This window comes from Streptomyces sp. NPDC087428, from assembly GCF_044744085.1.
In the GTDB taxonomy this organism is placed as follows: Bacteria; Actinomycetota; Actinomycetes; order Streptomycetales; family Streptomycetaceae; genus Streptomyces.
In genome coordinates, this window is record NZ_JBIUXR010000018.1 from 169,638 (window position 1) to 194,841 (window position 25,204).

A 25,204-nucleotide genomic window follows, 5' to 3' on the forward strand; every position below is an offset into this window, starting at 1 on the left:
ACATCGCCCTGGTAATGGTCGACGGCAGCGCTTGCCTGCGCATTGCCCCATCCAACGTCCGGAGTAGAGCCATGCGTCACGAGCAGCAGTGCAGCAGCCGCGAACGCAGTGCCAAGCACTGACCGAAGCATTCTCTTGTACATAGTCGGCTTCGTCCTCACTTGATGGATCCTCTCCCCCGCTCTCCAAGAGACGATGGCTCATTCGGACGCGTCAATGCCACAGGAGCGATGCATCATGTTCCTGAATGTTCAGGACCCTGGGGGGTGGAGTTTTGCCTATAATGGACACGAAACCGACACATACTCATGCGGTCACGAATCTGTGCACCGAGGGTGCCAGGCTGTATGCGGCCGCGCTCAGCGTGGGCCGCCTCGCCCGCGCCGAGGTCAGGCCCGCACCCTGCCTCGTCCAATTCGGCCTACTGCTGCCCGATCCGGACGACGCCTCGTGGCTTCGTCCGGTTCCGCCGACGGCCGCACTGGCTCAGCGTCTCTACCCGCTGGAACGCGAGATCCTGGATCGCAGGCGGACGTCCGTCGAGCTGGCCGAAGCCTTCGAACCGTTCCTGGCCATCAGCGCCCAGAGCCCCGCGCCCACGCACGCGATCACGGTGCTGGAGGGCATGGACCGGATCAACGGAGCGCTCGACCTGGCCATCGCGGAGAGCCGGACGGAAGTGCTGACCGTCCAGCCCGGAGGCAAACGCAGCGAGGAGGTCCTCGGCGAGGCCCTGACCCGCAGCAAACCTCTCATAGATTCCGGCATCAGCGTCCGTACCCTCTACCAGCACACGGTCCGGCACAGTCAGCGCACGTTCGCCTACGTCGACCTCATGGCCGGCGCCAGGATGGAGATCCGCACGCTGGAGGAGCTCATCGAGCGCCTCATCATCTGCGACGACACCGTAGCCTTCATCCCGGTCCAGGACGACCTGCCCGTCGCCCTGGAACTACGGCACCCCGCGCTGGTCGCCTATCTGACGAAGGTCTTCGAACAACTCTGGCGCCGTGCCGTCCCGTTGGACGAGGCGGCACCGTACGACCCGGCCAGGGACGGCATCACCGGCGTCCAGCGCGCCATCGCCACGCTGCTGATCGAGGGGCACGTCGACGAGGCGATAGCCCGCCGCCTCGGCATGAACGTCCGCACCTGCCGCGCCCATGTCGCCAAGCTGTCCGCCGTGCTGGGAAGCACGAGCCGCGCCCAGCTCGGCTACCTGATCGCCCAGTCGGGAATCCTCGATCAGGATTCCTGACCGGCCGGCACTCCAGAGCCCCCCACCCCGGGCCGGAGACATGGCCACGCGCCTTGGAGAGACATGGCCACGGCCCCGATCGGCCGGGAGAGTTCCCGGCTCCCCCGACAACACCCACAGTGGCCCGCGAACTACGCTGCCACCACCGTCATCTTGCTGCACTGCCAAAAGTGGGGGGTCACGAATGGGCAGGGATGAGGACACAACGGCGCACGCCCACGAGGGCCGTTCGCTGTGCGACACCGCGGTCAGGATCTACACCGAGGCGCTGAGCGCGGGACGGATACCCCGGACCGCCATCCAGCCGGCGCCCTGCCTCACCGAGTTGGCGCTGGTCCACCCCGACCCGCAGGACGACGCCTGGGTGCGTCCCGTGCCGCCGTCCGCCGCCCTGGCCCATCTGCTGCAGCCCGTCGTCCGGGAGATCCACGAACGCGTCAGCCTCTCGGCCGCGCTGGTCGACTCGCTGGCACCGCTGGCCGGCGTGGCCAGTACGGACCCCAACCTCGCCATCACCGTCCTCGAAGGCATGCCCCTGATCGACGCCACCATCCAGAACGCGACGGAGAGCGCCACCGAGGAGATCCGGACGCTGCAACCGGGCAGCACGCGGCCGCCCGACCACCTCGAAAGGGCCCTGTCCCGGGCCCGGCTCACCCTGGAGCGGGGCACCCCGCTCCGGCACATCTACCAGCACCCCATCCGCTACAACCAGACCTTCAAGGCCTATCTGAACCAGATGCCGCCGGGCCTCATCCAGATCCGCACGCTGGAGCAGACGGTCGAGCGGCTGCTCGTCTTCGACCGGACCGTGGCCTTCATCCCCGCCAACGCGGCGCGCGACGTCGCGCTGGAGATCCGCCACCCCGCGCTGGTCCGCTATCTGATCCAGATGTACGAAGTCCTCTGGGCGCAGGCCACCCCGCTCAGCGATCCGGTGCCGGCCGCCCCGGCCAGCACCTCGGTCACCGCCGTCCAGCTCAGCGTCGCCCGCCTGCTGGTCGAGGGCCACACCGACCAGGTCGTGGCCGGAAAGCTCGGCATCAGCGTCCGCACCTGCCGCGCCCACGTCTCCAGGCTCATGCACACGCTCAACGCCACCAGCCGCACCCAGCTCGGCGCCCTCCTCGTCGGCTCCGGGATCGCCGGTCCCCGGCCGGGGCAACACGAAGGCCCGCCGCCCCGCACGAGCGGGGCGACGGGCCTCGGGGAGCGCTGAGGTACTACTCCTTGGGCCGCTTGGGCCGCCAGACCACCAGGGCGCTGGTGTGCTGCACGTCCTGGTACGGCACCAGATCGCGCCGGTACGACGCGTGCACCTGCGCCTCGCGCTGCTGCAACGTCGCCGCCGCCCCGTCCACGGCCGCCGAGAGCTCGGCGACGCGCTGCTGGAGGGCCGCGACCTGGTTCTCCAGCTCGATGATGCGCTTGATGCCGGCGAGGTTGATGCCCTCGTCCTGCGACAACTGCTGCACGGTGCGCAGCAGCTCGATGTCGCGGGCCGAGTAGCGCCTGCCGCGCCCGGCCGTGCGGTCGGGAGAGACCAGGCCGAGGCGGTCGTACTGGCGCAGCGTCTGGGGATGGAGACCAGAGAGCTGGGCCGCGATCGAGATCACGTACACCGGGGATTCTTCGGTCAGTTCGTACGGATTACGCCGGCGGCCGTCCATCTCAAGCTCCCTTCGCTGCCTGGAACAGCTCCGCCCGCGGGTCCTGGTCCGCGGTCGCCTTGCGATAGGCCTCCAGGGCGTCCCGGGCGTCCGTGCCCAGGTCCTTGGGAACCACCACCTCCACGGTGACCAGCAGGTCGCCGCGGCTGCCGTCCTTGCGGACCGCGCCCTTGCCGCGGGCGCGCATGGTGCGCCCGTTGGGCGTGCCGGCCGGGAGCTTCAGGGTGACCGGCGGTCCGCCGAGCGTGGGCACCCTCACCTCGCCGCCGAGCGCCGCCTCCGTGAAGGTGACGGGCACGGTGACCGTGAGGTTGTCGCCCTTGCGGCCGAAGACCGGGTGGGTGTCGACGTGGACGACGACGTAGAGGTCGCCGGCCGGTCCGCCGCGCTCGCCGGGGCTGCCCTTGCCGCGCAGCCGGATCCGCTGGCCGTCGGAGACGCCCGCCGGAATCCTGACCTGCATGGTGCGGGACGACTTCGCCCGGCCGCTGCCCTTGCAGACGTCGCAGGGGTCCTGGGCGATGAGGCCCCGGCCCTTGCAGTCCACGCAGGGGTCGGTGAGCGAGAACCCGCCGCCGGTGCCGCGCGAGACCTGGCCGGTGCCGACGCAGGTCGGGCAGACCCTGGGGGTGCCGTTCTTGTCGCCGGTGCCGGAGCACGCCTTGCAGGGCGCCTGGCTGGACATCCGCAGCGGGACCGTGGCCCCGTCGACCGCCTCGGTGAAGCTGAGCGTCACCTCGGACTCGATGTCCTGGCCGCGGCGCGGCTGCACCCGGGTGCCGGTGCCGCCGCCCCGGTTGAAGAGGCCGCCGAAGACATCGCCCAGGCCGCCGCCGCCACCGCCGCCGAAGCCGCCGGCTCCGCCGCCCTGGCCACCGCCCGGGGCGCCTCCGAAGAGGTCCCCCAGGTCGAAGTTGAAGTTGCCGCCGCCGCTGCCGGGTCCGGGGCGGAAGCCGCCGTTGCCGAAGAGGGCGCGGGCCTCGTCGTACTCCTTGCGCTTCTTGGTGTCACCGAGGATGTCGTTGGCCTCGGAGATCTCCTTGAAGCGCTCCTCCGCCTTGTTGTCACCCTTGTTGGCGTCCGGGTGGAACTCGCGGGCGAGCTTCCGGTACGCCTTCTTGATCTCGGCGTCCGTGGCGTCCTTCGGGACGCCGAGAACCTTGTAGTAGTCCTTCTCGACGAAGTCCTTCGTACTCATCGACGTCCCTCCTTCCGGACGACCGGCCCAGGGCCTTCAGTCGGGATCCTGCCGGGCTCGTGGAGCCCCGCCCGATCCCGACCGAAGGCCCTGCGGGCCGGGCGGTGTGCCGCCAAGTGGTCGGACAGAATGTCAGACCTCCTCGCCGCCACCGCTCTCCTCGTCGGCTGCCTGCTCTTCTTTCGCGTCCTTCGCGGCCGCGGGCGTCGCCCCGGGCTGGGGTTCGGCCACCGCCACCCGTGCGGGACGGATGGTGCGCTCGCCGATCCGGTACCCGGGCTGCAGGATCGCCACGCAGGTCGTCTCGGTGACGTCCGGCGCGTACGAGTGCATCAGGGCCTCGTGGATCGTCGGGTCGAAGGGCTCGCCCTCCTTGCCGAACTGTTGCAGGCCGAGCTTGGCGACGACCGTCTCCAGCGATTCGGCCACCGACTTGAACCCGCCCAGGAGCTCGCCGTGCTCGCGGGCCCGGCCGACGTCGTCGAGCACGGGCAGGAGCTCGGACAGGAGACCCGCGACTGCGATCTCCTTGACCGTGACCCGGTCCCGCTCCACGCGGCGGCGGTAGTTCTGGTACTCGGCCTGGAGCCGCTGGAGGTCTGCCGTGCGCTCGGAGAGCGCGGTGCGGACCTGGTCCAGCTGCGCGGTCAGACCGGCTGTCTGGTTCGCGTCCCCGGCGGGGGCCGCCGCCTCCTCCGAAGAGGGGGTGGCGGCCTCCGTCCCGGCGTCGTCAGAGGTGGCGCCGGAGGGGACGTCGGGCTTCTCCTCGAAGCCCGGAGTCTCCTCGGTCACGCCGCACCGCCCTTGGTGTCCTTCTCGTCGTCGACGATCTCGGCGTCGACGACATCGTCCTGACCGTCGCCCTGGGCCTGCTCGGCACCCGGCTGCGCGCCCTGCGGGCCGCCCTCGGCCTGGGCGTTGGCGTACATCGCCTGGCCCAGCTTCTGGGAGACGGCCGCGACCTTCTCGGTGGCGGTACGGATCTCGGCGGTGTCCTCGCCCTTGAGCTTCTCCTTCAGCTCGGTGAGCGCGGTCTCCACCTCCGTCTTCACGTCACCGGGGACCTTGTCCTCGTTGTCCTTGAGGAACTTCTCCGTCTGGTAGACGAGCTGCTCGCCCTGGTTGCGCGACTCGGCGGCCTCGCGGCGGCGGTGGTCCTCGTCCGCGTACTGCTCGGCCTCTTCGCGCATCCGGTTGACCTCGTCCTTCGGCAGCGAGGAGCCACCGGTGACGGTCATCTTCTGCTCCTTGCCGGTGCCGAGGTCCTTGGCGGCGACGTGCATGATGCCGTTGGCGTCGATGTCGAACGCGACCTCGATCTGCGGCACGCCCCGCGGGGCCGGCGGCAGGCCGGTCAGCTCGAACATTCCGAGCTTCTTGTTGTACGCCGCGATCTCGCGCTCGCCCTGGTAGACCTGGATCTGCACGGACGGCTGGTTGTCCTCGGCCGTCGTGAAGATCTCGGAGCGCTTGGTCGGGATCGTGGTGTTGCGCTCGATGAGCTTCGTCATGATCCCTCCCTTGGTCTCGATACCGAGGGACAGCGGGGTCACGTCGAGGAGCAGGACGTCCTTGACCTCGCCCTTGAGGACACCGGCCTGGAGCGAGGCGCCGATGGCGACGACCTCGTCCGGGTTCACACCCTTGTTGGCGTCCTGGCCGCCCGTGAGCTCCTTGACGAGCTCGGCGACGGCCGGCATACGGGTCGAGCCACCGACGAGAACGACGTGGTCGATCTCGGAGAGCTGGATGCCCGCGTCCTTGATGACGTTGTGGAACGGGTTCTTGCAGCGGTCCAGGAGGTCCGCGGTGAGCTGCTGGAACTGCGAGCGCGTGAGCTTCTCGTCCAGGTGCAGCGGGCCCTCGGCCGACGCCGTGATGTAGGGCAGGTTGATCGTGGTCTCCGTCGAGGACGACAGCTCGATCTTCGCCTTCTCCGCGGCCTCGCGGAGACGCTGGAGAGCCATCTTGTCCTTGGACAGGTCCACGCCGTGCCCGTTGGCGAACTGCTTCACCAGGTAGTCGACGACGCGCTGGTCCCAGTCGTCACCACCGAGGTTGTTGTCACCGTTGGTGGCCTTCACCTCGACGACGCCGTCACCGATCTCCAGGAGGGACACGTCGAACGTGCCGCCACCGAGGTCGAAGACGAGGATCGTCTGGTCGTCCTTGTCGAGCCCGTACGCCAGCGCGGCGGCCGTCGGCTCGTTGACGATGCGCAGGACGTTCAGGCCCGCGATCTCGCCGGCCTCCTTCGTCGCCTGACGCTCGGAGTCGTTGAAGTACGCCGGGACGGTGATCACCGCGTCGGCGACCTTCTCACCCAGGTACGACTCGGCGTCACGCTTCAGCTTCTGCAGGATGAAGGCGCTCATCTGCTGCGGGTTGAAGCTCTTGCCGTCCAGGTCGATCTTCCAGTCAGTGCCCATGTGGCGCTTGACGGAGCGGATGGTCCTGTCGACGTTCGTCACTGCCTGGCGCTTGGCGACCTCGCCGACCAGAACCTCGCCGTTCTTCGCGAAGGCGACGACGGACGGCGTGGTCCTGGCGCCTTCGGCGTTGGTGATGACGGTGGGCTCGCCGCCTTCGAGAACGCTGACGACGGAGTTAGTCGTGCCCAGGTCGATGCCGACCGCACGTGCCATTTCAATTCCTCCAACTGACTACTTGAGTGGATCTGGCTCAAGGATGCATGACATCGCTCCCGGAGTCAACAGACCTGAGTCGAGGCGACTCAACTATCGTGCACACGCTCCGCGCCATCAGCGAATTGCTCACTTTTGTGACGACGGACACACATCACATATGACTCACGCGGGGACGGATTTGAGCCGACCGCCGGGCGACACCTGCCCACCCGGCGGGCCACACACCCCTCACCATCATCGCGCCATGGGATCGTTCTGTCACAAAATGGCGCGAGCCGCACAAACCAGACAGCCAACCGGTGGCAGGCGAGCAACCCGCCCGGCAGCCGGCCCGCCAGACACCCACCCCGGGCGGGCGGCCCCGGCAGCCAACCCCCGCAGCCGATCCCAGGCAGGTGCGAACGATGCAGACGCAGAGGCCGAGGCCGAGACAGAGGCAGGCGCCGAGGCGCAGCCCGGTGCGGCATCCGTGGCGGACGGCACGGCATTCGTGGCAGCCGCCGAGGCCGTCCCGCGCGGCGAGCGCCCTCACGGCCCTGCGGGCACTGACCCCGGCAGCCCCGCCGCGCCCCACCGCCAAGCGCACCCTGGACCTGCTCCTCGGCTCCGCACTCCTGCTCCTGGCCACCCCGGTCCTCGCCACGGCCGCCCTCGTCCTCGCCGTGCGGCGGCGCCCCGGCGGCGTACTGACGCGCTCCCCCCGCACCGGGCTGGCCGGCAGGCCCTTCGTGCTGCGGTCCCTGCGCACCCGGCGGCTGCGGCTGGACGTGCTCTCCCGGCTGCCCCACGTCGTACGGGGCGAGCTCTCCCTGGTGGGCCCCGAACCGCTCGCACCGGGCGACGGACGGGGCGCCGCCGCCGGTGCGCGGGACTGGCGGCGGGAGCTGAAGCCCGGACTGACCGGCCTGGCCCAGGTGCGCCGCCGCTCCGCGATGCCGTGGGACGAGGCGGACCTCCTCGACCAGCACTACGCCGGGCACCACGGGCTCGCACTGGACCTGGCGATCCTCGCCGAGGCCGCGTACACGCCCCTGCGCGAGGCAGCCCGCGGCCTCACCCGGCGCGGCCAGGCATGCCTGAGCGACACAGATCACCGCCTGCCCAACTACAGCGCGGCGGAATAAGTGGATAGTGTCAGCACAGACTGATTAAGTTACTGCTTAGTAATCCCCAGTACGTGCCAGTAGGTGCTGGAACCCACCCTCGCAGGCCCGAGGAGCCCCCAATGCAACTCGCCGCGATCATCGTGTCGCTGGTGCTGACCGTGGTCGGCGTTGCGCTCATCGCCCGAGCCGTCGCGCAGATCTACCGGTCCGTCACGCTCGGACAGCCGGTCCCGGCCGGCAGCCGCACCGACAACCCGAAACAGCGCACGATCACCCTGGTCAAGGAGTTCCTCGGCCACACCCGGATGAACCGGTGGGGGATCGTCGGCTTCGCGCACTGGTTCGTCGCCATCGGCTTCCTGACGCTGCCCCCGACGCTGCTCCAGGCGTACGGACAGCTCTTCAAGGCGGACTGGGTCCTCCCGATCATCGGTGAATGGCTGCCGTTCGAGCTGTACATCGAGTTCATCGGCCTGATGACGACGGTCGGCATCCTCGTGCTGATCGCCATCCGGCTGCTGAACCTGCCCTCCCGGGCCGGCCGCAAGTCGCGGTTCGCGGGCTCGAAGGCCTGGCAGGCGTACTTCGTCGAGTACGTCATCCTCGTCATCGGCCTGGCGATCCTGACCCTGCGCGGCCTCGAGGGCGCGATCCACCACGTCGGCGGCTACGAGGCCGCGTACTTCGTCTCGTACCCGCTGGTCCTCGCGTTCAAGGGACTCGCGCTCGGCACGCTGCAGAACCTCATCTACCTCACCGCGATGATCAAGATCGGCGTCTCGCTGATCTGGATGATCACGGTCTCGCTCAACACCAACATGGGTGTCGCCTGGCACCGCTTCCTCGCCTTCCCGAACATCTGGTTCAAGCGGAACGCCGACGGCGAGGTCGCACTCGGCGCGCTCCAGCCGATGACCTCGGGCGGCAAGGAGATCGACTGGGAGGACCCGGGCGAGGACGACACCTTCGGTGTCTCCCAGGTCGAGCAGTTCTCCTGGAAGGGCATCCTCGACTTCTCCACGTGCACCGAGTGCGGCCGCTGCCAGTCGCAGTGCCCCGCCTGGAACACCGGCAAGCCGCTCTCCCCGAAGCTCCTGATCATGTCCCTGCGCGACCACGCGCACGCCAAGGCCCCGTACCTGCTGGCCGGCGGCGGCAAGGACATGGAGGGCAACGAGAAGGCGACGGAGGAGCAGCTCAAGGACGTCCCCGCGGCCGCCCTCGCGGAGGCCGAGCGCCCCCTCATCGGTACCGCCGAGGAGAACGGCGTCATCGACCCGGACGTGCTCTGGTCCTGCACCACCTGCGGTGCGTGCGTGGAGCAGTGCCCGGTCGACATCGAGCACATCGACCACATCGTCGACATGCGCCGCTACCAGGTGATGATCGAGTCCGCGTTCCCGTCGGAGGCGGGCACGATGCTCAAGAACCTGGAGAAGAAGGGCAACCCCTGGGGGCTCGCCAAGAAGCAGCGCGTCGAGTGGACCAAGGAGGTCGACTTCGAGGTCCCGATCGTCGGCAAGGACGTCGAGGACCTCTCCGAGATCGACTACCTGTACTGGGTCGGCTGCGCCGGCGCCCTGGAGGACCGCGCCAAGAAGACCACGAAGGCCTTCGCGGAGCTGCTCCACATCGCGGGCGTCAAGTTCGCGATCATGGGCGGCGACGAGAAGTGCACGGGCGACTCGGCCCGCCGCCTGGGCAACGAGCCGCTGTTCCAGCAGCTCGGCCAGGAGAACGTCGCGATGCTGAACATGGCGTTCGGCGAGGATGACGACGACGACTCGACGAAGAAGGCCAAGGCGACCAAGAAGATCGTCGCGACCTGCCCGCACTGCTTCAACACCATCGCGAACGAGTACCCGCAGCTCGGCGGCGAGTACGAGGTCATCCACCACACGCAGCTGCTCCAGCACCTCATCGACGAGGGCCGTCTGGTCCCGGTGACGCCGGTCGAGGGCCTGATCACGTACCACGACCCCTGCTACCTGGGCCGTCACAACAAGATCTACACGCCCCCGCGCGAGATCATCGCGAAGGTCCCGGGCCTGCGGAACGAGGAGATGCACCGCCACAAGGAGCGCGGCTTCTGCTGCGGCGCCGGCGGTGCCCGGATGTGGATGGAGGAGCGGATCGGCAAGCGCATCAACAACGAGCGCGTCGACGAGGCCCTCGCCCTCAACCCCGACATCGTCTCCACGGCCTGCCCGTTCTGTCTCGTCATGCTGACCGACTCGGTCAACGGCAAGAAGAACGACGGCAAGGCGAAGGAGTCGATCCAGGTGGTCGACGTCTCGCAGCTGCTGCTCGACTCCGTGAGGACCCCGGCCGATCCGGCGGGCGAGCCGGAAACGGCGGACGCGCCGGAGCCGGAACCGGTGAAGTAACCGGTACCGCGCCACCGCGGTGCACAAGCGGCCGGACCTGCCTCGGGGGCAGGACCGGCCGCTTCTGCTTTCCCGCCCCGGTGACGCATCATGTGGGACGGCCACCGGGGCGTACGAGACGTACGGGACAGACAGGCGAGACACCCGAGGCACACGAAACGGACGAGGTGCTCCAGTGCGGATACGCAGCGCAAGGGCGACGGCCACCGTCGCGGCCGGCTGCGCCTGTGCGCTCCTGCTGACGGCGTGCACGAGCTCCCCGGCCGCCGGACCGGGCAAGAACGGCGACGCCCCGCCCACCGCCCTGTCCGGCCTCGCGGGCGCCGAGCGCCACCCCGTACCGCGCGGCGGCGGCAGCCACACCCCCGACGACTTCAACGGCGACGGCCACCGCGACCTCGTCCTCAACAACCTGGTGAAGCCCGCGGCCGACAGGCACGGCGACGACGCGGGCATCGGCATCGTGTACGGCTCCGCCTCCCAGGGCCTCGACCCGTCCGTACGCCAGCTGCTGAGCGCGCACGCGAACGCCGCCAGGACCGGCGGCACCCTCCCCTCGGCCTTCGACGCCGAGGCCTCGTGCGATCTGGACCAGGACGGCTTCACCGATCTGATCGTGGCCACCGACCCCCCGTACAACGGCATCGGCCGCCCGCCCGTGCCGCTCCAGATCCTGTTCGGCTCCCCCGCGGGCCTCACCGGCAGGGCGGTCGCGCTCCGCATCCCGGACCGGGCCCGCTTCGGCAACGAGTGGCCCGACCACCCCGTCTGCGGCGACTTCGACGGCGACGGGAAGCCCGATCTGGCCGTGACGGCGAGCGCGGGCCGGCTCAGCTTCCTGCGCGGCCCCTTCACCCGCGACGGCCGCCCGCACGCCGCCGGGGGCACCGTCCCGGGCGCCGGCCCGGCCCTGTCGGCCCCCGAGCCCCGGGCGGACACGAACGGCGACGGCTACGACGACCTGGTGTACGCCGCCCGCCCGCACGAGCCCGGCACCGCCGGCAAGGGGACGCTGCTGCTGGGCAGCCCCGACGGACCGGGCCGGCCGGGCGGCACGTACCGCTTCAAGGCCCCGGCCGGCGAACTCCCTGCGGCACCCCTGCGCCGGAAGACGCCCCCAACACCTCCCGCGGCCACCACCACCACCGGCTCCGACAACCCGCCGGCCTCCGCGGTCTCCGCAGCCTCCGCATCTTCCGCAGAAACGACCCTCCTCATCCGCTACGCGGACTTCGACGGCGACAAGAAGCCGGACACGGTGGTGCGCACCCACCGCGGCGAGACGGCGGACCTGATCGCGCTGTACCCGGCGGCCACCCCGGACCGCCCGCTGATCACGTTCACCAGCGCCCTGTTCAACGCGCGCTGACCACCACCGGCTCGCCTGCGGACAACCCCCCAGGGTTCCCTTAGGGGATGTCACAGCTAGGCCGCAAAGGCGGGCCAGTTCCCCCGCCCCTCCCTCCCGCCCCGGACGGACCAGGTACGTTCGATTACGTGGCTGGATTCAGGATCGGACGCGGCCGGGACAACCGCACCCCGCAGCAAGCGCAGCAGCAGCCGTACGGCAATCAGGCACCACCGCCGTACGGACAGCAGCAATGGCCGCCGACAGGAGGAAACGGCGCCCCGCACAACAGCGGCGGCTACAACGGCGGCGGCCCGCACAACGGCGGTGGGGGCCAGAACAACGGCGGCTACCACCCGGGCGGCGGTTACCAGGGCAGCGGTTACCAGGGCGGCGGAGTGGACGAGCCGGAGTACTTCGCCGACCCGTACCCCCAGCCCCACCAACCGCAGCACCCCCAGCAACCGCACCACGGCGATCCGTACGCCAACAACCCGGGCCACACACAGGCCTTCAGCATCAACGAGGACCCCTACGGCGACGGGAACACCTACCGCGCCGGCCAGGCCCCCGTCCAGCCCGCGGGCCCGCGCCTGCACTGGAAGCAGCTGCTGAGCGGCATCGTGATGCGCCCCGCCCCGACGTTCTGGCAGATGCGCGACTACCCCGTCTGGGGCCCGGCGCTCATCGTCACGTTCCTCTACGGCCTGCTGGCGCTCTTCGGCTTCGACCAGGCCCGCAACGACGCGATCCACGCCCCGGTCGGCGAGGCCATCCCCTACGTCATCATCACGGGCATCGGCTTCGTGATCGGCGGCCTGGTGCTCGGCGCGGTCACCCACACACTCGCCCGCCAGCTGGGCGGCGACGGCGCCTGGCAGCCGACGGTGGGCCTCTCCATGCTGATCACGTCGATCACGGACGCCCCCCGCCTGATCTTCGCGCTGTTCCTGGGCGGCGAGAACTCTCTGGTCCAGATCCTCGGCTGGGTGACCTGGCTGGCGGCGGCGGCCCTGCTCACCTCCATGGTGAGCAAGTCCCACGACCTGCCGTGGCCGAAGGCGCTGGGCGCGAGCGCGATCCAGCTGATCGCGCTCGTGTCGATCCTCAAACTGGGCACGATCTGACCCGACCCGAAAAGACCCCCGGAGCCAGAGGCCCGGGGGTCTTTCACATCCACATCCACAACCGCGTCCGCACCCGCGTCGGAGGGACGGCTCAGGCGTCCAGCACCTGCCCGCCGCGGCGCACGACGGGCTTCTCCACGCTCCAGGGGAAGTTGATCCAGCGATCGGTCTTCTTCCACACGTACTCGCACTTCACGAGTGAATGCGACTTCTCGTAGATGACGGCGGACCGCACCTCGGCGACGTGATCGATGCAGAAATCGCGCACCAGCTTCAGCGTCTTGCCGGTATCGGCGACATCGTCGGCGATCAGGACCTTCTTGTCCGAGAAGTCGATGGCGTTGGGCACGGGCGCCAGCATGACGGGCATCTCCAGCGTGGTGCCCACCCCGGTGTAGAACTCCACATTCACCAGGTGGATGTTCTTGCAGTCCAGCGCGTACGCCAGCCCGCCCGCGACGAAGACCCCGCCACGCGCGATGCTCAGCACCACATCCGGCTCGTACCCGTCGTCGGCCACGGCCTGCGCCAGCTCCCGCACGGCATGCCCGAAGCCGTCGTACGTCAGGTTCTCCCGCACGTCATCGCCCATCGGACATCACACCTGGGTCCGGTGGAAGTTCATGTACGAACGCGACGCGGTCGGACCGCGCTGCCCCTGATACCGCGACCCGTACCGCTCGGAGCCGTACGGGAACTCCGACGGAGACGTCAGCCGGAACAGGCACAACTGGCCGATCTTCATCCCCGGCCAGAGCTTTATCGGCAGCGTCGCCAGATTCGACAGCTCCAGGGTCACGTGCCCGGAGAACCCCGGATCGATGAACCCGGCCGTCGAATGCGTCACCAGCCCGAGCCGGCCGAGCGAGCTCTTGCCCTCCAGCCGCGACGCGAGATCGTCGGGCAGCGAGATGACCTCGTACGTCGACGCGAGCACGAACTCACCGGGGTGGAGGATGAACGCCTCGTCCCCCTCCGGCTCGACCGTGCGGGTCAGATCGACCTGCTCCACGGCGGGATCGATATGCGGATAGCGGTGGTTCTCGAACACCCGGAAGTAGCGGTCGAGCCGCACATCGATGCTCGACGGCTGCACCATCGACGTATCGAAAGGATCAATACGTACGCGTCCGGCGTCGATCTCGGCCCGGATGTCCTTGTCTGAGAGAAGCACTCACCGAGGATACGCAGAACGCGCGGACCCACCCACATCGGGCCGCCCCGCGCGCCTGTCGCCACCTTCCCGGAAGCTCTCTACCGCTCCTCGAACACCACGGGCACGGCATGCCGCAACCGGGCGCAACGAGGACAGCGGATAAGCCGCCCGGGACCGATCCGCCCGGACCCGAGCTGCTGCATCGGGAACGAGGCGGTAGCGAAAACGTGCCCTTCGGCACAGCGGACGACGGTGCGCTCCAAGGAGTCCATCAAGTCCCTTCCCCATCAAGCCGTGGACGAGAAAGCCACATTAGGGGATGAACGGGACGCCACTCCACGCGGCACTCCGAGAACCCACGCTACGCCCCCAACTCCCGCCCCACCCACCCGCATCCACCCCTCAACACGACACACCCCCACCCCGCCCCACGCCTGGGCCCACCCATCGGGGAGCCAGCGATGGGGTACAGTGTGGAGCGATACGTCGCTGGTCAGCCAGTGCGTCACGCGGGTGTAGTTTAATGGTAGAACATGAGCTTCCCAAGCTCAGAGCGCGAGTTCGATTCTCGTCACCCGCTCCATGAAAAAGCCCCAGGCCAGCGGCCGGGGGCTTCTTTGTTGTCTGGACCACTTCAGGGGTCGCGCACCAGATCCGCACCAGAAGGCCCCTGATCAGCTTTCTTACGGGCGGACCGCACGAGGTCATCCAGCCCGCTCGCCACTTCCTGCTGTCGCTCAAGGTCCGAGTGCTGGTAGATCAACGCGGCCTTCTCCGACGACTGGCCGGCGCGAACCATCGTGTCCTTGAGGGTGGCCCCGGACCGGGTGGCCAGGGTGTGCCCGGTGTGACGAAGATCGTAGAAGCGAAAGCCGTTCGGCATGCCGACGAGCACGCGAGCCCTGCGCCACTTCCGCCCGAATGTGGAACGCCGGAACGGCTTGCCCTTCTCCCCCACGAACAGAAGTCCGTCCGGGCCCTTCTCGGCGTACCAGTCGAGGTGTCGGCGGAGGTCGGTCCGCAGCAAGGCCGGCAGGACCACGACCCGCTTGCCCGCATCCGACTTGGTGTCGCCAGGAGCGCGGCGACCGGTGGTCAACTCGGGAGCCGCCATGCGGACCCGGATGGTCATCCCGTCCAGGTCGACGTCCTTGCGCCGGAGCTCCGCCTGTTCCTCCGGGCGCATCGGACCGTATGCGCCGAGGTAGACCATCAGCCGCCAGCGGGCCCCGAGAGCATCCGCGAGCGCGTCGACCTGGGCGACGGTGGCGATCTGGCGTTCGGCGGACGACTCCTTCCCAGCGCCCCGGATGCGGCAGGGGTTGCGGCGGATCAACTCGTCATCGACCGCGGTTTCCATGATGGCCTTGAGCAGCCGGTAGGCCTTGGCCACGGTCGTGGCTGCTCCGGTGGACGACAGCCGCTCAGTTCGCCAGGTTCGAACACGGGGTGCGGTGATCTCGTCGAGGTCCAGGCCCTCGTAAGTGGGCAGGAGGTGGAGCCTCAGGAGGCGCCGGTACAGCTCATCGGTAGTGGCGGAGAGACCGCGCTCATCCACCCATTGGAGGGCGTACTCCTTGAAGTTCACCGCCCCGGCGTCCGGGTCCTGCCAGTTGCCGCGCGTGAGGTCCGCTTCGACCTGGGAGAGCCAGACCTCGGCGTCCTTCTTGGTGTCGAAGGTCTCGGGTGCTCGGAAGTCCTGTCCGTCCGGGCCCAGGTAGCTCGCAGTCCAGCGGCCGGACCTGTACTGACGCACGGCACCGAAGCGCCGGCGGCTTCCCTTGGCGTTCCCCATCAGGCAGCCCTCCCGTAGCGGGAGCGACGGCGGCGGATCGGCTGGACGGTGTTGCCCTCGATGTACGCCTCAAGGACGCTCGCCTTGATGCGCACGTGACTGCCGACCTTGACGAAGGCGATGCGCCGCTCGGCGACGAGGCGGCGCGGAAAGCGTGTGGTGGTGCCGAGGCGTTCGGCGGCTTGGTCGACGGTGAGCAGGGGGTCAGTCACGACCGGTCTCCTTCCAGGGCGAGGGCAGCGCGTGCCGTTTCTCGGTTGTGTTGCAGGTCTCTGGCGATCGAAGCCGCGAGGAGGGATTCGCCGGGGCTGTGGCCTTGTCCGGCGTACTGCCAGTCGGTGAGGACGAGGACGGTTGGGTCCTGGTCCGGGTCGGGCAGGCCGAGTTCTTCGCGCTGTTGGGCGGCGCGGTAGTCGGCGCGAATCTGGCGGAGTGCGCCGAGGGTGGTGGAGTAGCGGCGGGACTTGGTGGAGAAGTGGCCGCGGAAGCCGAGCATGTGTGCCCAGGCCCTCAGTCGCCGGTCCGGGTAGAGCGCATCGAGATCGAAGCAGGCTTCGATGAGGCGGCGCGGGTGGTCGGGTACGTCGAGGAGGGCCAGGGCCTCGCGGTTGCCGACGCGGCGGTCGACGGTGCCGGTCGTCTCGGCTGCTTTGGTCGCGTACTTGGCGACGTAGGAGGCGACAGCCTGTTCGGTGATGTCGGTCCCGACGTCGAAGGCGCGGATGGGGCGGATGTCGAGCTGGGTGCCCCAGCGCAGTGGGCGGGCGGGTTGGCCGGCGGCGGCCGGGACGGTGATAGTCGTGTACGAGTGCACGGCGGCGGCGCGGATGGAGTCGCTGAGCAGCTGCACGGAAGCCCAGGAGGGCGGCGGGCTGTCGGGTCCGTCGGGGCCGTCGAGGCGAATGACGGCATGGAAGTGGACGGCGCCGCGCTTCTGGAACTCGGCGACCTTGCCGTACGAGACCCGTACCGCTTCTTTGAGTTCGCGTTGGGTGAGGCCGGCGCGGGCGGCGATCTCGCGGCGGAGGCGGTTGGCGAAGCGTTGCCAGAGGTCCCCGGCGTGGTTGTTGAAGAGGACCGCGCCCGCGTAGTCGTACGTGTCGGGGTCGAGCGGGGTGCCGAGGGCATCGTCATCCGGCCTGTGGGTGGTGCCGCAGCGGCAGCGGCCGGAGTCGGGACGGTTGTGGACCGGGCCGAAAGACGGGGCGGTGAGCGTGGCGAAGACGCGGGGATGGTCGCGGACGGTGGCAGGGACGTCTTTGTCCTGGTCGCCCGCGAGTCCGGCGCGGATCAGGTGGTAGGTGTCGGCGGAGTAGGTCCAGGCGCAGGCAGGGCAACGTGAGGCGCGGCGGTTGCCGCAGGCGATGCGGAGCCGTCCTCCGGGCTCGGTGCTGGTGGAGTAGCGGTGCATGGTCTGGCCGGTGGTCCTGTCCTTGGTGAGGGTCCAGCCGGAGAGGTGGATGGGGTTGGAGCAGCCGCCGGTGCGGCGGATCTGGTCCTGCCAGCGGTCGAAGCCGGTGGACCCGGCCACCCGCAGCAGATCGCCGAGGGTGGCCGGGTCCAGGCTCGCGAGGATCGAGTCCGTCACGCGTGCTCCCGCTGGACGACCGGGGCGGGAGTCGCGGTGATGGTCGAGCCGGTGCCGCGGCAGAGGTGGCAGGCGACCAGGAGGATGGCGCGGGTGCCGTTGTCGAGGAGCGTGCCGGTGTCGATGGCGACGACGGGGAAGCCGTTGCAGTCCGGGCAGAGACGCGGCGGAGCAAGGCTGTGCTGGGCCATGATGGCGGTCCTTTCGGCTGCGGTTGGAAGGGGCCGGGCTGTCCGGGCGGCGGCGATGCTTGGCGGCTTGTGCGCCGTCCGGGGGCCGGTCAGCGGCGCTGGTCTGCGGAAGTGATGAGCGAGCGGATGACCAGGGCGCAGATAGCGATGGATGCGCCGGTGACGGCGACCGCGAGGAGCATCGAGACCAAGACCGCGCCGACGACCAGGACGACGGCCGTCCCACCACCCACAAGTGCGACGACGGCGCCGGGCGTGAGCTGGACGGTGGGCCTGGCCGCAGCGATCGGGACAGTCAGCGGGGCAGGGCTCGGCGGGGTGTGCTGGACCACGGCAGTCGGCTCGACGACGGTCGGTCGGGTGATGAGGCCGGTGGGCTGGGGCATGGTCGGAACCTTCGGCTTGAACATGGTGGATCTCCCTTCGCGGGTGGTTACTTGACGGCGGTGTCGATGGCGGGGGCAAGGAGGCTGTCGGCGAGGAGGTAGCCGCCGAGCAGGAGGACGGCGACGAGCCACAGGGGCGGGCGGATGAGCTTGATGCCGAGCCAGCCGACGATGATCAGGGCGAACCAGAGCGGGACATCCACGGGGCCGTTCTCCTATCGGGCGGTGCAGCGGTGGGTGCGGGCGGCGAGCTGGGCGGCGCTCTGGCTGGAGTAGTCGGCGGACCAGCCGCAGCGGTCAGCGGTGCAGACGGCGGCGTGCTTGGTCTGGCCGCGGCGGTCGCGGTGGGTGCCGATCTGTACGGGGCCGATCCGCATCACGGAGTGGAAGTGGTCACGAGCGGGCATAGCGGTGGTTCTCCCGTCTGGTCAGGCGAGTTGGGCGGCGATGGTCTCGGCGAGCTGTGGCGGGACGCCGAGCCGGGCGCGCAAGGTGTCGGTGTCGATCGGGGCGCCGGTGCGGGCGTGGTGGTCGGCGGCGAGCTTGCGGGCGTGGTCGACCAGCGCGGCCGGGACCGACGGACCGGCGGGGGCGAGTGCCGGGGTGTTCTCGGCAGCTGCGGCGATCGGCTCGGGCTCGGGTGCCGGATCGGGGGCGGGTTCCCGCTCTACTTCTGTCGTGGGATGCGGGACTGCGGGTGCTGGCGGAACGGGCTCCGGCTCCTCGGTGGTGTGCGAGTGGGCAAGGAGCGTGCCGCCGAGGAAGGCGAGCGCGGGCCATCCCGCGATGCCGAACCGCAGCCAGGCCGGCGGGTGGGCGAGGTCGAGGAATCCGGCGGTCGCGACGTTGGCACCCAGCGAGGCGAACAGCGCGATCAGGAACCAGCACCAGGCCAGCCGAGACGGACCCTCGCTGCGCAGGCGTCGCCACGCGGCGACCAGGAGCAGGTCCACCGAGATCGGGTAGGCCCAGGCCTTCCAGCCGTCCTGCCCAGCGGCGTCGGCGAGGTCGTGCAGGTGGGCGAAGGAGAGGGCACCGGCGATGACGGCCTGGACCAGGACGGCGTCCACGCGGAACGCGGGGCGGGCCATCAGACGCCCCCGGGGTGGTCGGTGCCGCCGATGGGGTCGTAGCCGGGCGGGAACATTCCCGGCGGCGGCTCAGGAAGCGACACGGCCAGGGACGGACCAATGGAGTCGATGAACGCGTCGTCGGCACCCGGCATTTCCGCGTACAGGGCCAGAGCGCCGAGCATCAGGACGGTGCGGTGGAAGTCCTCGATGTGCTCACACATGGGAGTCGGTCTCCCTTCCTTCAGGCATGGAGCGGGTAGGGACCTGGCGCGATGCGGTCGCGCCGACCGGGGGTGCGGGAGGACTCAGGCCGTGGCGGGGGTGGCCTTGGCGAGCGGCTCGGAGGCCGGGGCCAGGGAACCGACCATGGGGCGGAAGGCCGCGAGGACGGGCAGGGCCGGGGTGCGGTCGGCGTGCCGGTTGCAGATGTTCACGGCCTGGCGCAGCGAGGTGTGCGGGGCGCGGATGCGGGCCCAGCCGCCGGAGGAGTCGCCGGTGACGGCGATGCCGGGTGTCTCGGTGGGAATCTGGATTGCGGCCAGGACGGCGTCCGGAGCGATGTCGCCGAAGGCCATGTTGGCGGAGGACTCGTCATTGACGCGGTGGGCGGTGCGGCCGGTGAGCTGGGCGCGGAGCATGGTGATGCCCTTGCCGAGTTCGGAGCCGAAGCGCTGTCCGCAGATCTCCAGGTAGATCCCGGCAGCGCGGCCGAGCTGGGCGAGGCGGACCAGGGCGGTGATGATCCGGTCGCGGCGCTTCTCTTCGTCCTTGGACGCGAACAGGGCGAGTTCGGCGACCTCGTCCACCAGGACCACGACCGGCACCGGGCGCAGGTGTTCGGGCAGGTCCCAGATGTCAGCTGCTATCTCCGCGTCCGGCACGTTCACCGTGATCCGCTGTTCAGCCCGGATCAGTTGGTAGACGTCCCCCATGTGCGTCACGAGGGCTTCGAGGAGCTCCAGGGCAGTGTCGGGGTTATCGGCGAGGGCGGAGAACCGGCGGGCCAGCGGGAAGAGTTCGACGCCCTGCTTGCAGTCGATTCCGACCAGTGCGACGTCCATGGGCGCGAGGCCGGCCACCAGGTTGCGCTGGTAGACAGACTTCCCTGACTCGGTGGCGCCGAGGGTGAGTCCGTGCGGCACGGCGCGGTAGTCGCGGTAGTGGACTGCCCCGTCCTCGCGTAGGGCGACCGGTACCCGCATCGGTGCAGGGTCGGTCTTGGCGGGCATCTGCACCCGCTTGAGTACGTCGTAGCCGGTCATCCGTACTTCGACGACGCCGGAGCGCAGTTCGCGTGAGGTCACGCCGTACATGCCGAATGAGTGGCGCAGCCGGTCCGAGGCGGCGGAGACGTCGAACGCGTCTTGTCCGGGGCGGAGCTTGAGGCGTAGCACCAGGCCGGTTCGGGTGGGGTGGACGCGCAGGATGCGTGGGGCGCGGGATTCCGGCACGGGCCGGTTCGCGATCCGGGCGAGGGTCAGGCGCCAGCGGGAGGGCGGGACGGTCAGTCCGCACGCGTCCATCACAGAGACGTAGCGGACCAAGACCCGTAGAGCGGCTAAGACAGCGCCGAAGGCCAGCCAGTACCAGGCGGGGCGCCGCCACCGCAGGATCACTGCGGTAGCGACAACCAGCACCAGGGCGACCGTGAAGCCGGTCATGATCAGGCCGCCTTCGACTGCGATGCAGCGGCGGCGAGCGAGGTGACAGCGACCGCGCGGAATGCGATCCCGTGCTTCTTCTGTCCGTTGAACTCGTTCTCCCACGCCGAGGCGACCAGGCCGGTCAGCGCGACCGGGGTGCCCATGGCCAGGTCCTCGGAGACGCCGGGCTGGGGAACGGTGAGTTTGAGGATCTCCACCTCGTCGGGCGTGGAGAACATGACCTCGACCGTCATCAGCGTCACGCCGTCCTTGTCGAGGGCGATCTCACCGGTACGGCGGTCCTTGACCTTGGGCTGGGGGGCCTTGGCGACCATCACGGTCGCGTTCGTGGTGTCGACGGGAATCTGACGCACAGCAGATCACTCCTCTGTAGGTGCTGAACTCCGTCACTCATGTATATGAGTGACATGAAGAAGAGTGCATCACTCCTGTACATGAGTCAACCCGCTACGAAGAGGAAATCGCAGCGGGCTGGGGTGAGTTGAGCGGACGTCAGTCGGTGGCGGGAATCCTGTAGCTGAAGACGAACTGGTCAGCGGCCATGAGGGTGTCGCAGACCTCGACCACACGACCCTCCTCGGTCACGGCATCTCGGATGAGGTGAATGACCGGGGCGCCGGGGCTCAGCGCGAGTTCGGAGGACTCCGCCTTCGAGGCCGGCCGCGCCTGCAGGGTCTCGACGAACTCGGCGAAGACGTGGCCGTCGTCCTCAAGTCGGGCGTAGATCCCACCGGGGCCGGGGTTCTCGGAGAACAGCTCCGGGATGTCCTTCACAACGTCCCACGGCAGGTACGACGTTGCAGTCTCGACCGGAGTGCCGTTGCGGAAGTAGAGGCGGCGGCGAGCCAGCACCTTGGCTCCGGGGTCCACACCGAGACGCTCCGCGATGTCAGCGGGTGCATCGGCGGGGCCGATGAACAGCACGCTCACCTTGGCGGTCGCGCCGGCCTGCTCCGACTCCGCGAGGTAAGCGGCTTTGCCACCCTTGCGATGCGAGCGCCGGAACCGATCGGAGGACCGATGACGCACCGGGGGCCGAGCCTTCACCAAGGACCCCTTGCCGTGTCGGGTCTCCACCAGGCCGCTCGCACGGACCTCCACCATGGCCTTACGGATCGTCCCGCCGGATACGCCGTAGCGGTCCACCAACTCGGACTCACTGGGCACCATGTCGCCGGGCTTGAGGACACCGGCCCGGATCTGTTGAACGATCTCCTCGGCGATCTGAACGTACCGAGGTACGGCCCTGTCACCTCCTACTGCTGTTCCCATCGACCTACTCACTCTCCTATGCTCCTGTACATGAGTAACAGCGCCCAGGAAGCTCCGTCAACGCCGAAGCACAGTGTGTCCGTGGCGGGGGCTGTCGTGCGCGAGGACGGCCGACTCCTGGCGATCCGCCGCGCGGACAACGGGACATGGGAGCTGCCGGGCGGAGTGCTGGAGCTGGAGGAGTCCCCGGAGCAGGGCGTCAGCCGCGAGGTCTGGGAAGAGACCGGCATCCGCGTCGAGGTCGACGAGCTCACGGGCGTCTACAAGAACACGGCTAGAGGCATCGTTGCCATGGTCTTCCGGTGCAAGCCTTCCGGGGGCACCGAGCGCACGTCAGTCGAATCAACCGCGGTCGACTGGCTCACCCCGGAGCAGATCACCGAGCGCATGTCCGAGGTCTACGCAATCCGTCTGCTCGACGCCCTGGACGGGGCCGGCCCGCACGTGCGGAGCCACGACGGTCGTCGGCTGAACAAGACACAGTGACGGCTCCAGGCCCTTACGAGAGGATGAGCCGTGACGAAGCCCTGCCCCTCGTCCAGCGCCTCCTGGGCGGCGACGTCACCAGCGAAGCCGAAGGCAACGAGATCCTGGACGCCCTGTGCCGCGGACTCGCATGCCCTCACCTCAGCGACTACATCTACTGGGACTTCGAGCCCGACCTAAGCGCCGCCAAGGTCGTCGATCGAGCGTTGGCCTACAAGCCGATCGCGCTCTGACCCAAGCAGCGCGGTAAGAGTTTCTCTACTTCATCAAGACCCGCGCACGGCGCGGGCGCGCGCCGCCTCAGCGGCACGGCCTGCCTCCTGTCTCCGCCCCGGCTGGCCGCGCCCGGCGGCGCGCTCGTGCTGCGGGCGGAAGCGAAGAAGCCATCCGCGGCTCGAGGACATGCCTCCGGCGGGGGCGCTCAGACTCCGGGATGGGAGGGGCGCCGTTCGCGAGTGCCGGCGGGTTCGTGGTGAGCGTCGTGGGTGATCCCATCCCGTCCGCCTTCGACCCAGGCAGAGCCGAGCAGTCGCGGCCCAGGGCGTCAAGGTCGTTCGTACAGTAGCGCGCTCCACCTTGACGCCCTGAACCACGCCCGCTCCACGGTGTGTGGGTCGAAGGCGGACGGGATGGGAGCTGGGGAGAGTGTGGGTCGGATAGTGGCGCTGGCGGGTCCCCAGAGCTCAACTGAATCACCCAGAAACAGGGTCATCGAGGTCGAAACGCCCTAGACTGCGGATCTTAGACGCGGCCGCAGCCGCGTAAATAATCTTGCACCCTCAGGGATGGCTGATGACCGTTAGTGAAGGAACTGAACTTTCAGTTAAGGGTGAAGGCCTGCAGCAGCTCTATACTGACTACATCCAAAACAGATTCCTCATCAATCGCCGTTATCAGCGCAAACTTGTTTGGGCGGTGGAGGAAAAGCAGCGCCTCATTGATTCGGCATTGAAAAAGCTCCCGATTCCGCTCATCCTTTTGGCGGAAAGCCAGTACGAAGGAAATGCTCGACTGGAAGTTATTGACGGACTGCAACGCTTGGATGCTATTTTCTCGTTCATTGAAAATAAATACCCGGTCGACGGTCGATACTTCGATCTGGAAACACTGGCAGACACGAAGTTCTTCGCGGACAGTGGAGCGCTGAAGCAAAAAACTCCCGTTTGGGACCGGGTTACGTGTCGTGATTTCACTAACTATCACTTGCCTGTTTCTACCTACCGCTCAGCGAGTGAATCATCTGTCGATGAGGTATTTCGGAGAATTAACTCATCAGGTAGACATCTGAGCCTTCAAGAGATTCGGCAGGCTGGATCAACCGCAGAGATTGCAAGTCTGGTGCGGCGCCTCAGCGCCGCCATCCGCGGAGACTCTTCGTTGACCGATTATGTAAATCTGCAAGACATGCCGAAAATCAGCATCACCAACAAGGATCTCGATTACGGTATTTATGATGGGGACATCTTTTGGGTGAAGCAAGGGATCCTGTCTCGCGATGCTGTGCGGGAATCACGGGATGAGGAGCTGGTCTTGGATCTTCTCCTTGATCTGATCCTTCGCCCCTTTGCATCTAGCGGAACCGAGTACCGAAATGCCGCATACAGCGAAGAGCGTGTGACGCATTCTACCTCCGCGCTTTCCATTCGGGCGCGTCTCCTGACAATCGGAAAGGATGAAATTGAGCGGCGCTTCATGGCAACGCTTGATTTGATCACAGAAACTCTCGATGTCGCCCATGCACCCTACTTCACCTGGACAGTTACCCAGCAGAACCCGCGCGGTGTTCCGCGTCATTTTCATGCCTTGTTCGTCGCTCTAGAGCAGCTTCTGCATGAGGAGAATCTAGTCCCTAAGAGCAAGAATGAGTTGGCTAAAGCTCTAAAGGGATTTTGGGACAAGGACTTGAGCGTTCCCGGGGGTGGAAACTGGGGAAGCGCGCGGAAGGGCGAGCTTGTTGAAGCCGTGAAGGGTTCCCTGAGGCGCGTATTTGAGCCCACGGAGGACGAGAATACCCTGCGGCTACAGGAACACGCCCTAAGGTTTGAATCGACGCTTCGCATGGCCTTGACCGAGGACGCTCTGTTTGAACTCAAGCAAGGGTTCTGTCAGGTAAACAAATCATCGAATTTCGACGATGGAAGCTTCGAGAAAATTCTCAAAATCGCCTCCGCCATGGCGAATGTTCATTCCAAGGCCAAGGGAATAATCTTCATTGGCGTGGCAGACGACGATGGCGATGCAGAATCCATCAAGCGTTTCAATGGCGTTGAAGGTTATAAGGTGGACCGGTTCTGTGTCACAGGAACTCAACACGAGCTCGACGCTATGGGTAAATCAATTGATGAGCACTTTCGCTGGCTGATAGACAGGATCAAGTCATCGAAACTTGAGCCGAAATTTGCGCGTTCTCTCGCTGGGACTCTTTCTCCATTTCGGTACCGAGGTTACTTGCTATGGAAGCTTGAGCCGCAGGCTAGCGAATCTCCCGTGATGCATGATGGTCGGTTTTATGTCCGCAATGGACCTTCGACAGACGAGGTAACCGGAGCGGACCTCATCGACCTTATCCGAAAGTTTCCTACGCAATGAGGTGAGCGGAAGAGAGCCGCGAGCGGAGCGAACTTGCGGACGGATGTTGGCGACTCTGCGTGTGCCATATCCATGCCAGATCGAGCAGTCAGTCGCGGTCAACCGGGGTATCAGGCGGTACAGGTGCGCATTGGCAGGCTTGGTGATGCTGTACGGCTGTTGACCGGCTAACAACGGCTAACACAATGAGGTGATCTGTCGGTGGGTGATGAGGCAGCAGGCGAGTTTGAGGAAGGCTTCGTGGATGTCTGCTCGTCGTTCC

At 67.9% G+C, this 25,204-nt stretch carries 27 protein-coding genes, 1 tRNA gene and 1 pseudogene; 10 read left to right on the top strand and 19 right to left on the bottom strand.

Annotation, left to right across the window (positions count from 1 at the left end):
• Positions 1-283: 283 nt before the first annotated feature.
• Positions 284-1,258: a helix-turn-helix transcriptional regulator gene (locus ACIO3R_RS33045; RefSeq protein WP_385352268.1), complete on the top strand. Its 975-nt coding sequence runs from the start codon at positions 284-286 to the stop codon at positions 1,256-1,258.
• Between the two features lie 184 nt (positions 1,259-1,442).
• Complete coding sequence (locus tag ACIO3R_RS33050) at positions 1,443-2,477, top strand: LuxR C-terminal-related transcriptional regulator (RefSeq protein WP_402110723.1); 1,035 nt, start codon at positions 1,443-1,445, stop codon at positions 2,475-2,477.
• A 4-nt stretch (positions 2,478-2,481) separates the two neighbouring features.
• On the opposite strand, the gene ACIO3R_RS33055 is transcribed toward ACIO3R_RS33050, so the two are convergent.
• The 4 genes from ACIO3R_RS33055 to dnaK form a co-directional block, all read right to left on the bottom strand.
• Positions 2,482-2,928, bottom strand: a complete 447-nt coding sequence (locus tag ACIO3R_RS33055; protein ID WP_362961125.1) for a heat shock protein transcriptional repressor HspR — start codon at positions 2,926-2,928, stop codon at positions 2,482-2,484.
• Between the two features lies 1 nt (position 2,929).
• A complete protein-coding gene (gene dnaJ, locus ACIO3R_RS33060) occupies positions 2,930-4,126 on the bottom strand; it encodes a molecular chaperone DnaJ (protein WP_385030458.1) in 1,197 nt (398 codons plus the stop codon).
• 132 nt (positions 4,127-4,258) lie between these two features.
• Entirely contained in the window at positions 4,259-4,918 is a 660-nt protein-coding gene (grpE, locus tag ACIO3R_RS33065) for a nucleotide exchange factor GrpE (protein WP_363021242.1), read from the bottom strand.
• Entirely contained in the window at positions 4,915-6,771 is a 1,857-nt protein-coding gene (gene dnaK / locus ACIO3R_RS33070; RefSeq protein WP_402110725.1) for a molecular chaperone DnaK, read from the bottom strand. The genes grpE and dnaK overlap by 4 nt, the downstream gene beginning before the upstream one ends.
• 461 nt (positions 6,772-7,232) lie before the next feature.
• On the opposite strand from dnaK, the gene ACIO3R_RS33075 reads away from it, so the two are divergent.
• The 4 genes from ACIO3R_RS33075 (at position 7,233) to ACIO3R_RS33090 (ending at position 12,742) form a co-directional block, all read left to right on the top strand.
• On the top strand, positions 7,233-7,898 hold the full coding sequence (locus tag ACIO3R_RS33075) for a sugar transferase (RefSeq protein WP_402110727.1): 666 nt from the start codon (positions 7,233-7,235) through the stop codon (positions 7,896-7,898).
• A gap of 101 nt (positions 7,899-7,999) precedes the next feature.
• Positions 8,000-10,267 (top strand): (Fe-S)-binding protein, encoded by a 2,268-nt coding sequence (locus ACIO3R_RS33080; protein WP_385030448.1) that lies wholly within the window; start codon positions 8,000-8,002, stop codon positions 10,265-10,267.
• A 175-nt stretch (positions 10,268-10,442) separates the two neighbouring features.
• Positions 10,443-11,636 carry an FG-GAP repeat domain-containing protein gene (locus tag ACIO3R_RS33085; RefSeq protein ID WP_402110729.1) on the top strand — a complete coding sequence of 398 codons (1,194 nt, stop codon included), beginning with the start codon at positions 10,443-10,445 and terminating at the stop codon, positions 11,634-11,636.
• A 128-nt stretch (positions 11,637-11,764) separates the two neighbouring features.
• Positions 11,765-12,742 (top strand): Yip1 family protein, encoded by a 978-nt coding sequence (locus ACIO3R_RS33090; RefSeq protein ID WP_402110731.1) that lies wholly within the window; start codon positions 11,765-11,767, stop codon positions 12,740-12,742.
• Between the two features lie 91 nt (positions 12,743-12,833).
• On the opposite strand, the gene ACIO3R_RS33095 is transcribed toward ACIO3R_RS33090, so the two are convergent.
• Positions 12,834-13,334, bottom strand: a complete 501-nt coding sequence (locus ACIO3R_RS33095; protein WP_385030439.1) for a phosphoribosyltransferase — start codon at positions 13,332-13,334, stop codon at positions 12,834-12,836.
• A 6-nt stretch (positions 13,335-13,340) separates the two neighbouring features.
• Positions 13,341-13,916, bottom strand: a complete 576-nt coding sequence (gene dcd / locus ACIO3R_RS33100; RefSeq protein WP_363021235.1) for a dCTP deaminase — start codon at positions 13,914-13,916, stop codon at positions 13,341-13,343.
• Positions 13,917-14,407: 491 nt separating this feature from the next.
• On the opposite strand from dcd, the gene ACIO3R_RS33105 reads away from it, so the two are divergent.
• Positions 14,408-14,481: transfer RNA gene (locus ACIO3R_RS33105), tRNA-Gly, on the top strand.
• A gap of 51 nt (positions 14,482-14,532) precedes the next feature.
• Here ACIO3R_RS33105 and ACIO3R_RS33110 read toward each other — a convergent pair.
• From ACIO3R_RS33110 to ACIO3R_RS33165, 12 genes are all read right to left on the bottom strand, one after another.
• The gene (locus ACIO3R_RS33110; protein ID WP_402110733.1) at positions 14,533-15,693 is read right to left on the bottom strand and encodes a tyrosine-type recombinase/integrase; all 1,161 of its coding nucleotides are present in this window, start codon (positions 15,691-15,693) and stop codon (positions 14,533-14,535) included.
• Positions 15,693-15,905 (bottom strand): helix-turn-helix domain-containing protein, encoded by a 213-nt coding sequence (locus tag ACIO3R_RS33115; protein ID WP_219572936.1) that lies wholly within the window; start codon positions 15,903-15,905, stop codon positions 15,693-15,695. Before ACIO3R_RS33115 ends, ACIO3R_RS33110 begins: the two co-directional genes overlap by 1 nt.
• On the bottom strand, positions 15,902-17,281 hold the full coding sequence (gene repSA, locus ACIO3R_RS33120; protein WP_402110734.1) for a replication initiator protein RepSA: 1,380 nt from the start codon (positions 17,279-17,281) through the stop codon (positions 15,902-15,904). Before repSA ends, ACIO3R_RS33115 begins: the two co-directional genes overlap by 4 nt.
• Positions 17,278-17,472 (bottom strand): hypothetical protein, encoded by a 195-nt coding sequence (locus ACIO3R_RS33125; RefSeq protein ID WP_402110735.1) that lies wholly within the window; start codon positions 17,470-17,472, stop codon positions 17,278-17,280. The genes repSA and ACIO3R_RS33125 overlap by 4 nt, the downstream gene beginning before the upstream one ends.
• Positions 17,473-17,561: 89 nt before the next feature.
• Positions 17,562-17,882 carry a SpdD-like protein gene (locus ACIO3R_RS33130; protein WP_402110736.1) on the bottom strand — a complete coding sequence of 107 codons (321 nt, stop codon included), beginning with the start codon at positions 17,880-17,882 and terminating at the stop codon, positions 17,562-17,564.
• 23 nt (positions 17,883-17,905) lie between these two features.
• Positions 17,906-18,061 (bottom strand): hypothetical protein, encoded by a 156-nt coding sequence (locus ACIO3R_RS33135; protein ID WP_123526237.1) that lies wholly within the window; start codon positions 18,059-18,061, stop codon positions 17,906-17,908.
• Between the two features lie 12 nt (positions 18,062-18,073).
• The gene (locus tag ACIO3R_RS33140) at positions 18,074-18,265 is read right to left on the bottom strand and encodes a mobile element transfer protein (protein WP_190874583.1); all 192 of its coding nucleotides are present in this window, start codon (positions 18,263-18,265) and stop codon (positions 18,074-18,076) included.
• A 21-nt stretch (positions 18,266-18,286) separates the two neighbouring features.
• Positions 18,287-18,949, bottom strand: coding sequence for a DUF2637 domain-containing protein (locus ACIO3R_RS33145; RefSeq protein ID WP_402110738.1), 663 nt, complete (start codon positions 18,947-18,949; stop codon positions 18,287-18,289).
• Positions 18,949-19,152 carry a hypothetical protein gene (locus ACIO3R_RS33150; protein ID WP_124281822.1) on the bottom strand — a complete coding sequence of 68 codons (204 nt, stop codon included), beginning with the start codon at positions 19,150-19,152 and terminating at the stop codon, positions 18,949-18,951. Before ACIO3R_RS33150 ends, ACIO3R_RS33145 begins: the two co-directional genes overlap by 1 nt.
• An 84-nt stretch (positions 19,153-19,236) precedes the next feature.
• Positions 19,237-20,592 carry an FtsK/SpoIIIE domain-containing protein gene (locus ACIO3R_RS33155; RefSeq protein WP_402110740.1) on the bottom strand — a complete coding sequence of 452 codons (1,356 nt, stop codon included), beginning with the start codon at positions 20,590-20,592 and terminating at the stop codon, positions 19,237-19,239.
• Between the two features lie 2 nt (positions 20,593-20,594).
• On the bottom strand, positions 20,595-20,948 hold the full coding sequence (locus tag ACIO3R_RS33160; RefSeq protein ID WP_123526242.1) for a hypothetical protein: 354 nt from the start codon (positions 20,946-20,948) through the stop codon (positions 20,595-20,597).
• A 139-nt stretch (positions 20,949-21,087) separates the two neighbouring features.
• Positions 21,088-21,867, bottom strand: coding sequence for a GntR family transcriptional regulator (locus ACIO3R_RS33165; RefSeq protein ID WP_363069834.1), 780 nt, complete (start codon positions 21,865-21,867; stop codon positions 21,088-21,090).
• 18 nt (positions 21,868-21,885) lie between these two features.
• Here ACIO3R_RS33165 and ACIO3R_RS33170 point away from each other — a divergent pair, with 18 nt between their 5' ends.
• From ACIO3R_RS33170 to ACIO3R_RS33180, 3 genes are all read left to right on the top strand, one after another.
• Positions 21,886-22,353, top strand: coding sequence for an NUDIX hydrolase (locus tag ACIO3R_RS33170; RefSeq protein ID WP_402110743.1), 468 nt, complete (start codon positions 21,886-21,888; stop codon positions 22,351-22,353).
• A gap of 23 nt (positions 22,354-22,376) precedes the next feature.
• Entirely contained in the window at positions 22,377-22,586 is a 210-nt protein-coding gene (locus tag ACIO3R_RS33175) for an e9imm peptide (protein ID WP_402110744.1), read from the top strand.
• A gap of 559 nt (positions 22,587-23,145) precedes the next feature.
• Complete coding sequence (locus ACIO3R_RS33180; RefSeq protein WP_402110745.1) at positions 23,146-24,942, top strand: DUF262 domain-containing protein; 1,797 nt, start codon at positions 23,146-23,148, stop codon at positions 24,940-24,942.
• A gap of 177 nt (positions 24,943-25,119) precedes the next feature.
• Here ACIO3R_RS33180 and ACIO3R_RS33185 read toward each other — a convergent pair.
• Positions 25,120-25,204: pseudogene (locus tag ACIO3R_RS33185) on the bottom strand (IS5/IS1182 family transposase); the annotation flags it as partial.

Excerpts from the sequence above, each read along its gene's own strand:
- ACIO3R_RS33045 (WP_385352268.1), top strand. The coding sequence starts at position 284 with ATGGACACGAAACCGACACATACTCATGCGGTCACGAATCTGTGCACC.
- ACIO3R_RS33050 (WP_402110723.1), top strand. The coding sequence starts at position 1,443 with ATGGGCAGGGATGAGGACACAACGGCGCACGCCCACGAGGGCCGTTCG.
- ACIO3R_RS33055 (WP_362961125.1), bottom strand. The coding sequence starts at position 2,928 with ATGGACGGCCGCCGGCGTAATCCGTACGAACTGACCGAAGAATCCCCG.
- dnaJ (WP_385030458.1), bottom strand. The coding sequence starts at position 4,126 with ATGAGTACGAAGGACTTCGTCGAGAAGGACTACTACAAGGTTCTCGGC.
- dnaK (WP_402110725.1), bottom strand. The coding sequence starts at position 6,771 with ATGGCACGTGCGGTCGGCATCGACCTGGGCACGACTAACTCCGTCGTC.
- ACIO3R_RS33080 (WP_385030448.1), top strand. The coding sequence starts at position 8,000 with ATGCAACTCGCCGCGATCATCGTGTCGCTGGTGCTGACCGTGGTCGGC.
- ACIO3R_RS33095 (WP_385030439.1), bottom strand. The coding sequence starts at position 13,334 with ATGGGCGATGACGTGCGGGAGAACCTGACGTACGACGGCTTCGGGCAT.
- ACIO3R_RS33110 (WP_402110733.1), bottom strand. The coding sequence starts at position 15,693 with ATGGGGAACGCCAAGGGAAGCCGCCGGCGCTTCGGTGCCGTGCGTCAG.
- ACIO3R_RS33125 (WP_402110735.1), bottom strand. The coding sequence starts at position 17,472 with ATGGCCCAGCACAGCCTTGCTCCGCCGCGTCTCTGCCCGGACTGCAAC.
- ACIO3R_RS33130 (WP_402110736.1), bottom strand. The coding sequence starts at position 17,882 with ATGTTCAAGCCGAAGGTTCCGACCATGCCCCAGCCCACCGGCCTCATC.
- ACIO3R_RS33140 (WP_190874583.1), bottom strand. The coding sequence starts at position 18,265 with ATGCCCGCTCGTGACCACTTCCACTCCGTGATGCGGATCGGCCCCGTA.
- ACIO3R_RS33145 (WP_402110738.1), bottom strand. The coding sequence starts at position 18,949 with ATGGCCCGCCCCGCGTTCCGCGTGGACGCCGTCCTGGTCCAGGCCGTC.
- ACIO3R_RS33150 (WP_124281822.1), bottom strand. The coding sequence starts at position 19,152 with ATGTGTGAGCACATCGAGGACTTCCACCGCACCGTCCTGATGCTCGGC.
- ACIO3R_RS33155 (WP_402110740.1), bottom strand. The coding sequence starts at position 20,592 with ATGACCGGCTTCACGGTCGCCCTGGTGCTGGTTGTCGCTACCGCAGTG.
- ACIO3R_RS33165 (WP_363069834.1), bottom strand. The coding sequence starts at position 21,867 with ATGGGAACAGCAGTAGGAGGTGACAGGGCCGTACCTCGGTACGTTCAG.
- ACIO3R_RS33170 (WP_402110743.1), top strand. The coding sequence starts at position 21,886 with ATGCTCCTGTACATGAGTAACAGCGCCCAGGAAGCTCCGTCAACGCCG.
- ACIO3R_RS33175 (WP_402110744.1), top strand. The coding sequence starts at position 22,377 with ATGAGCCGTGACGAAGCCCTGCCCCTCGTCCAGCGCCTCCTGGGCGGC.
- ACIO3R_RS33180 (WP_402110745.1), top strand. The coding sequence starts at position 23,146 with ATGACCGTTAGTGAAGGAACTGAACTTTCAGTTAAGGGTGAAGGCCTG.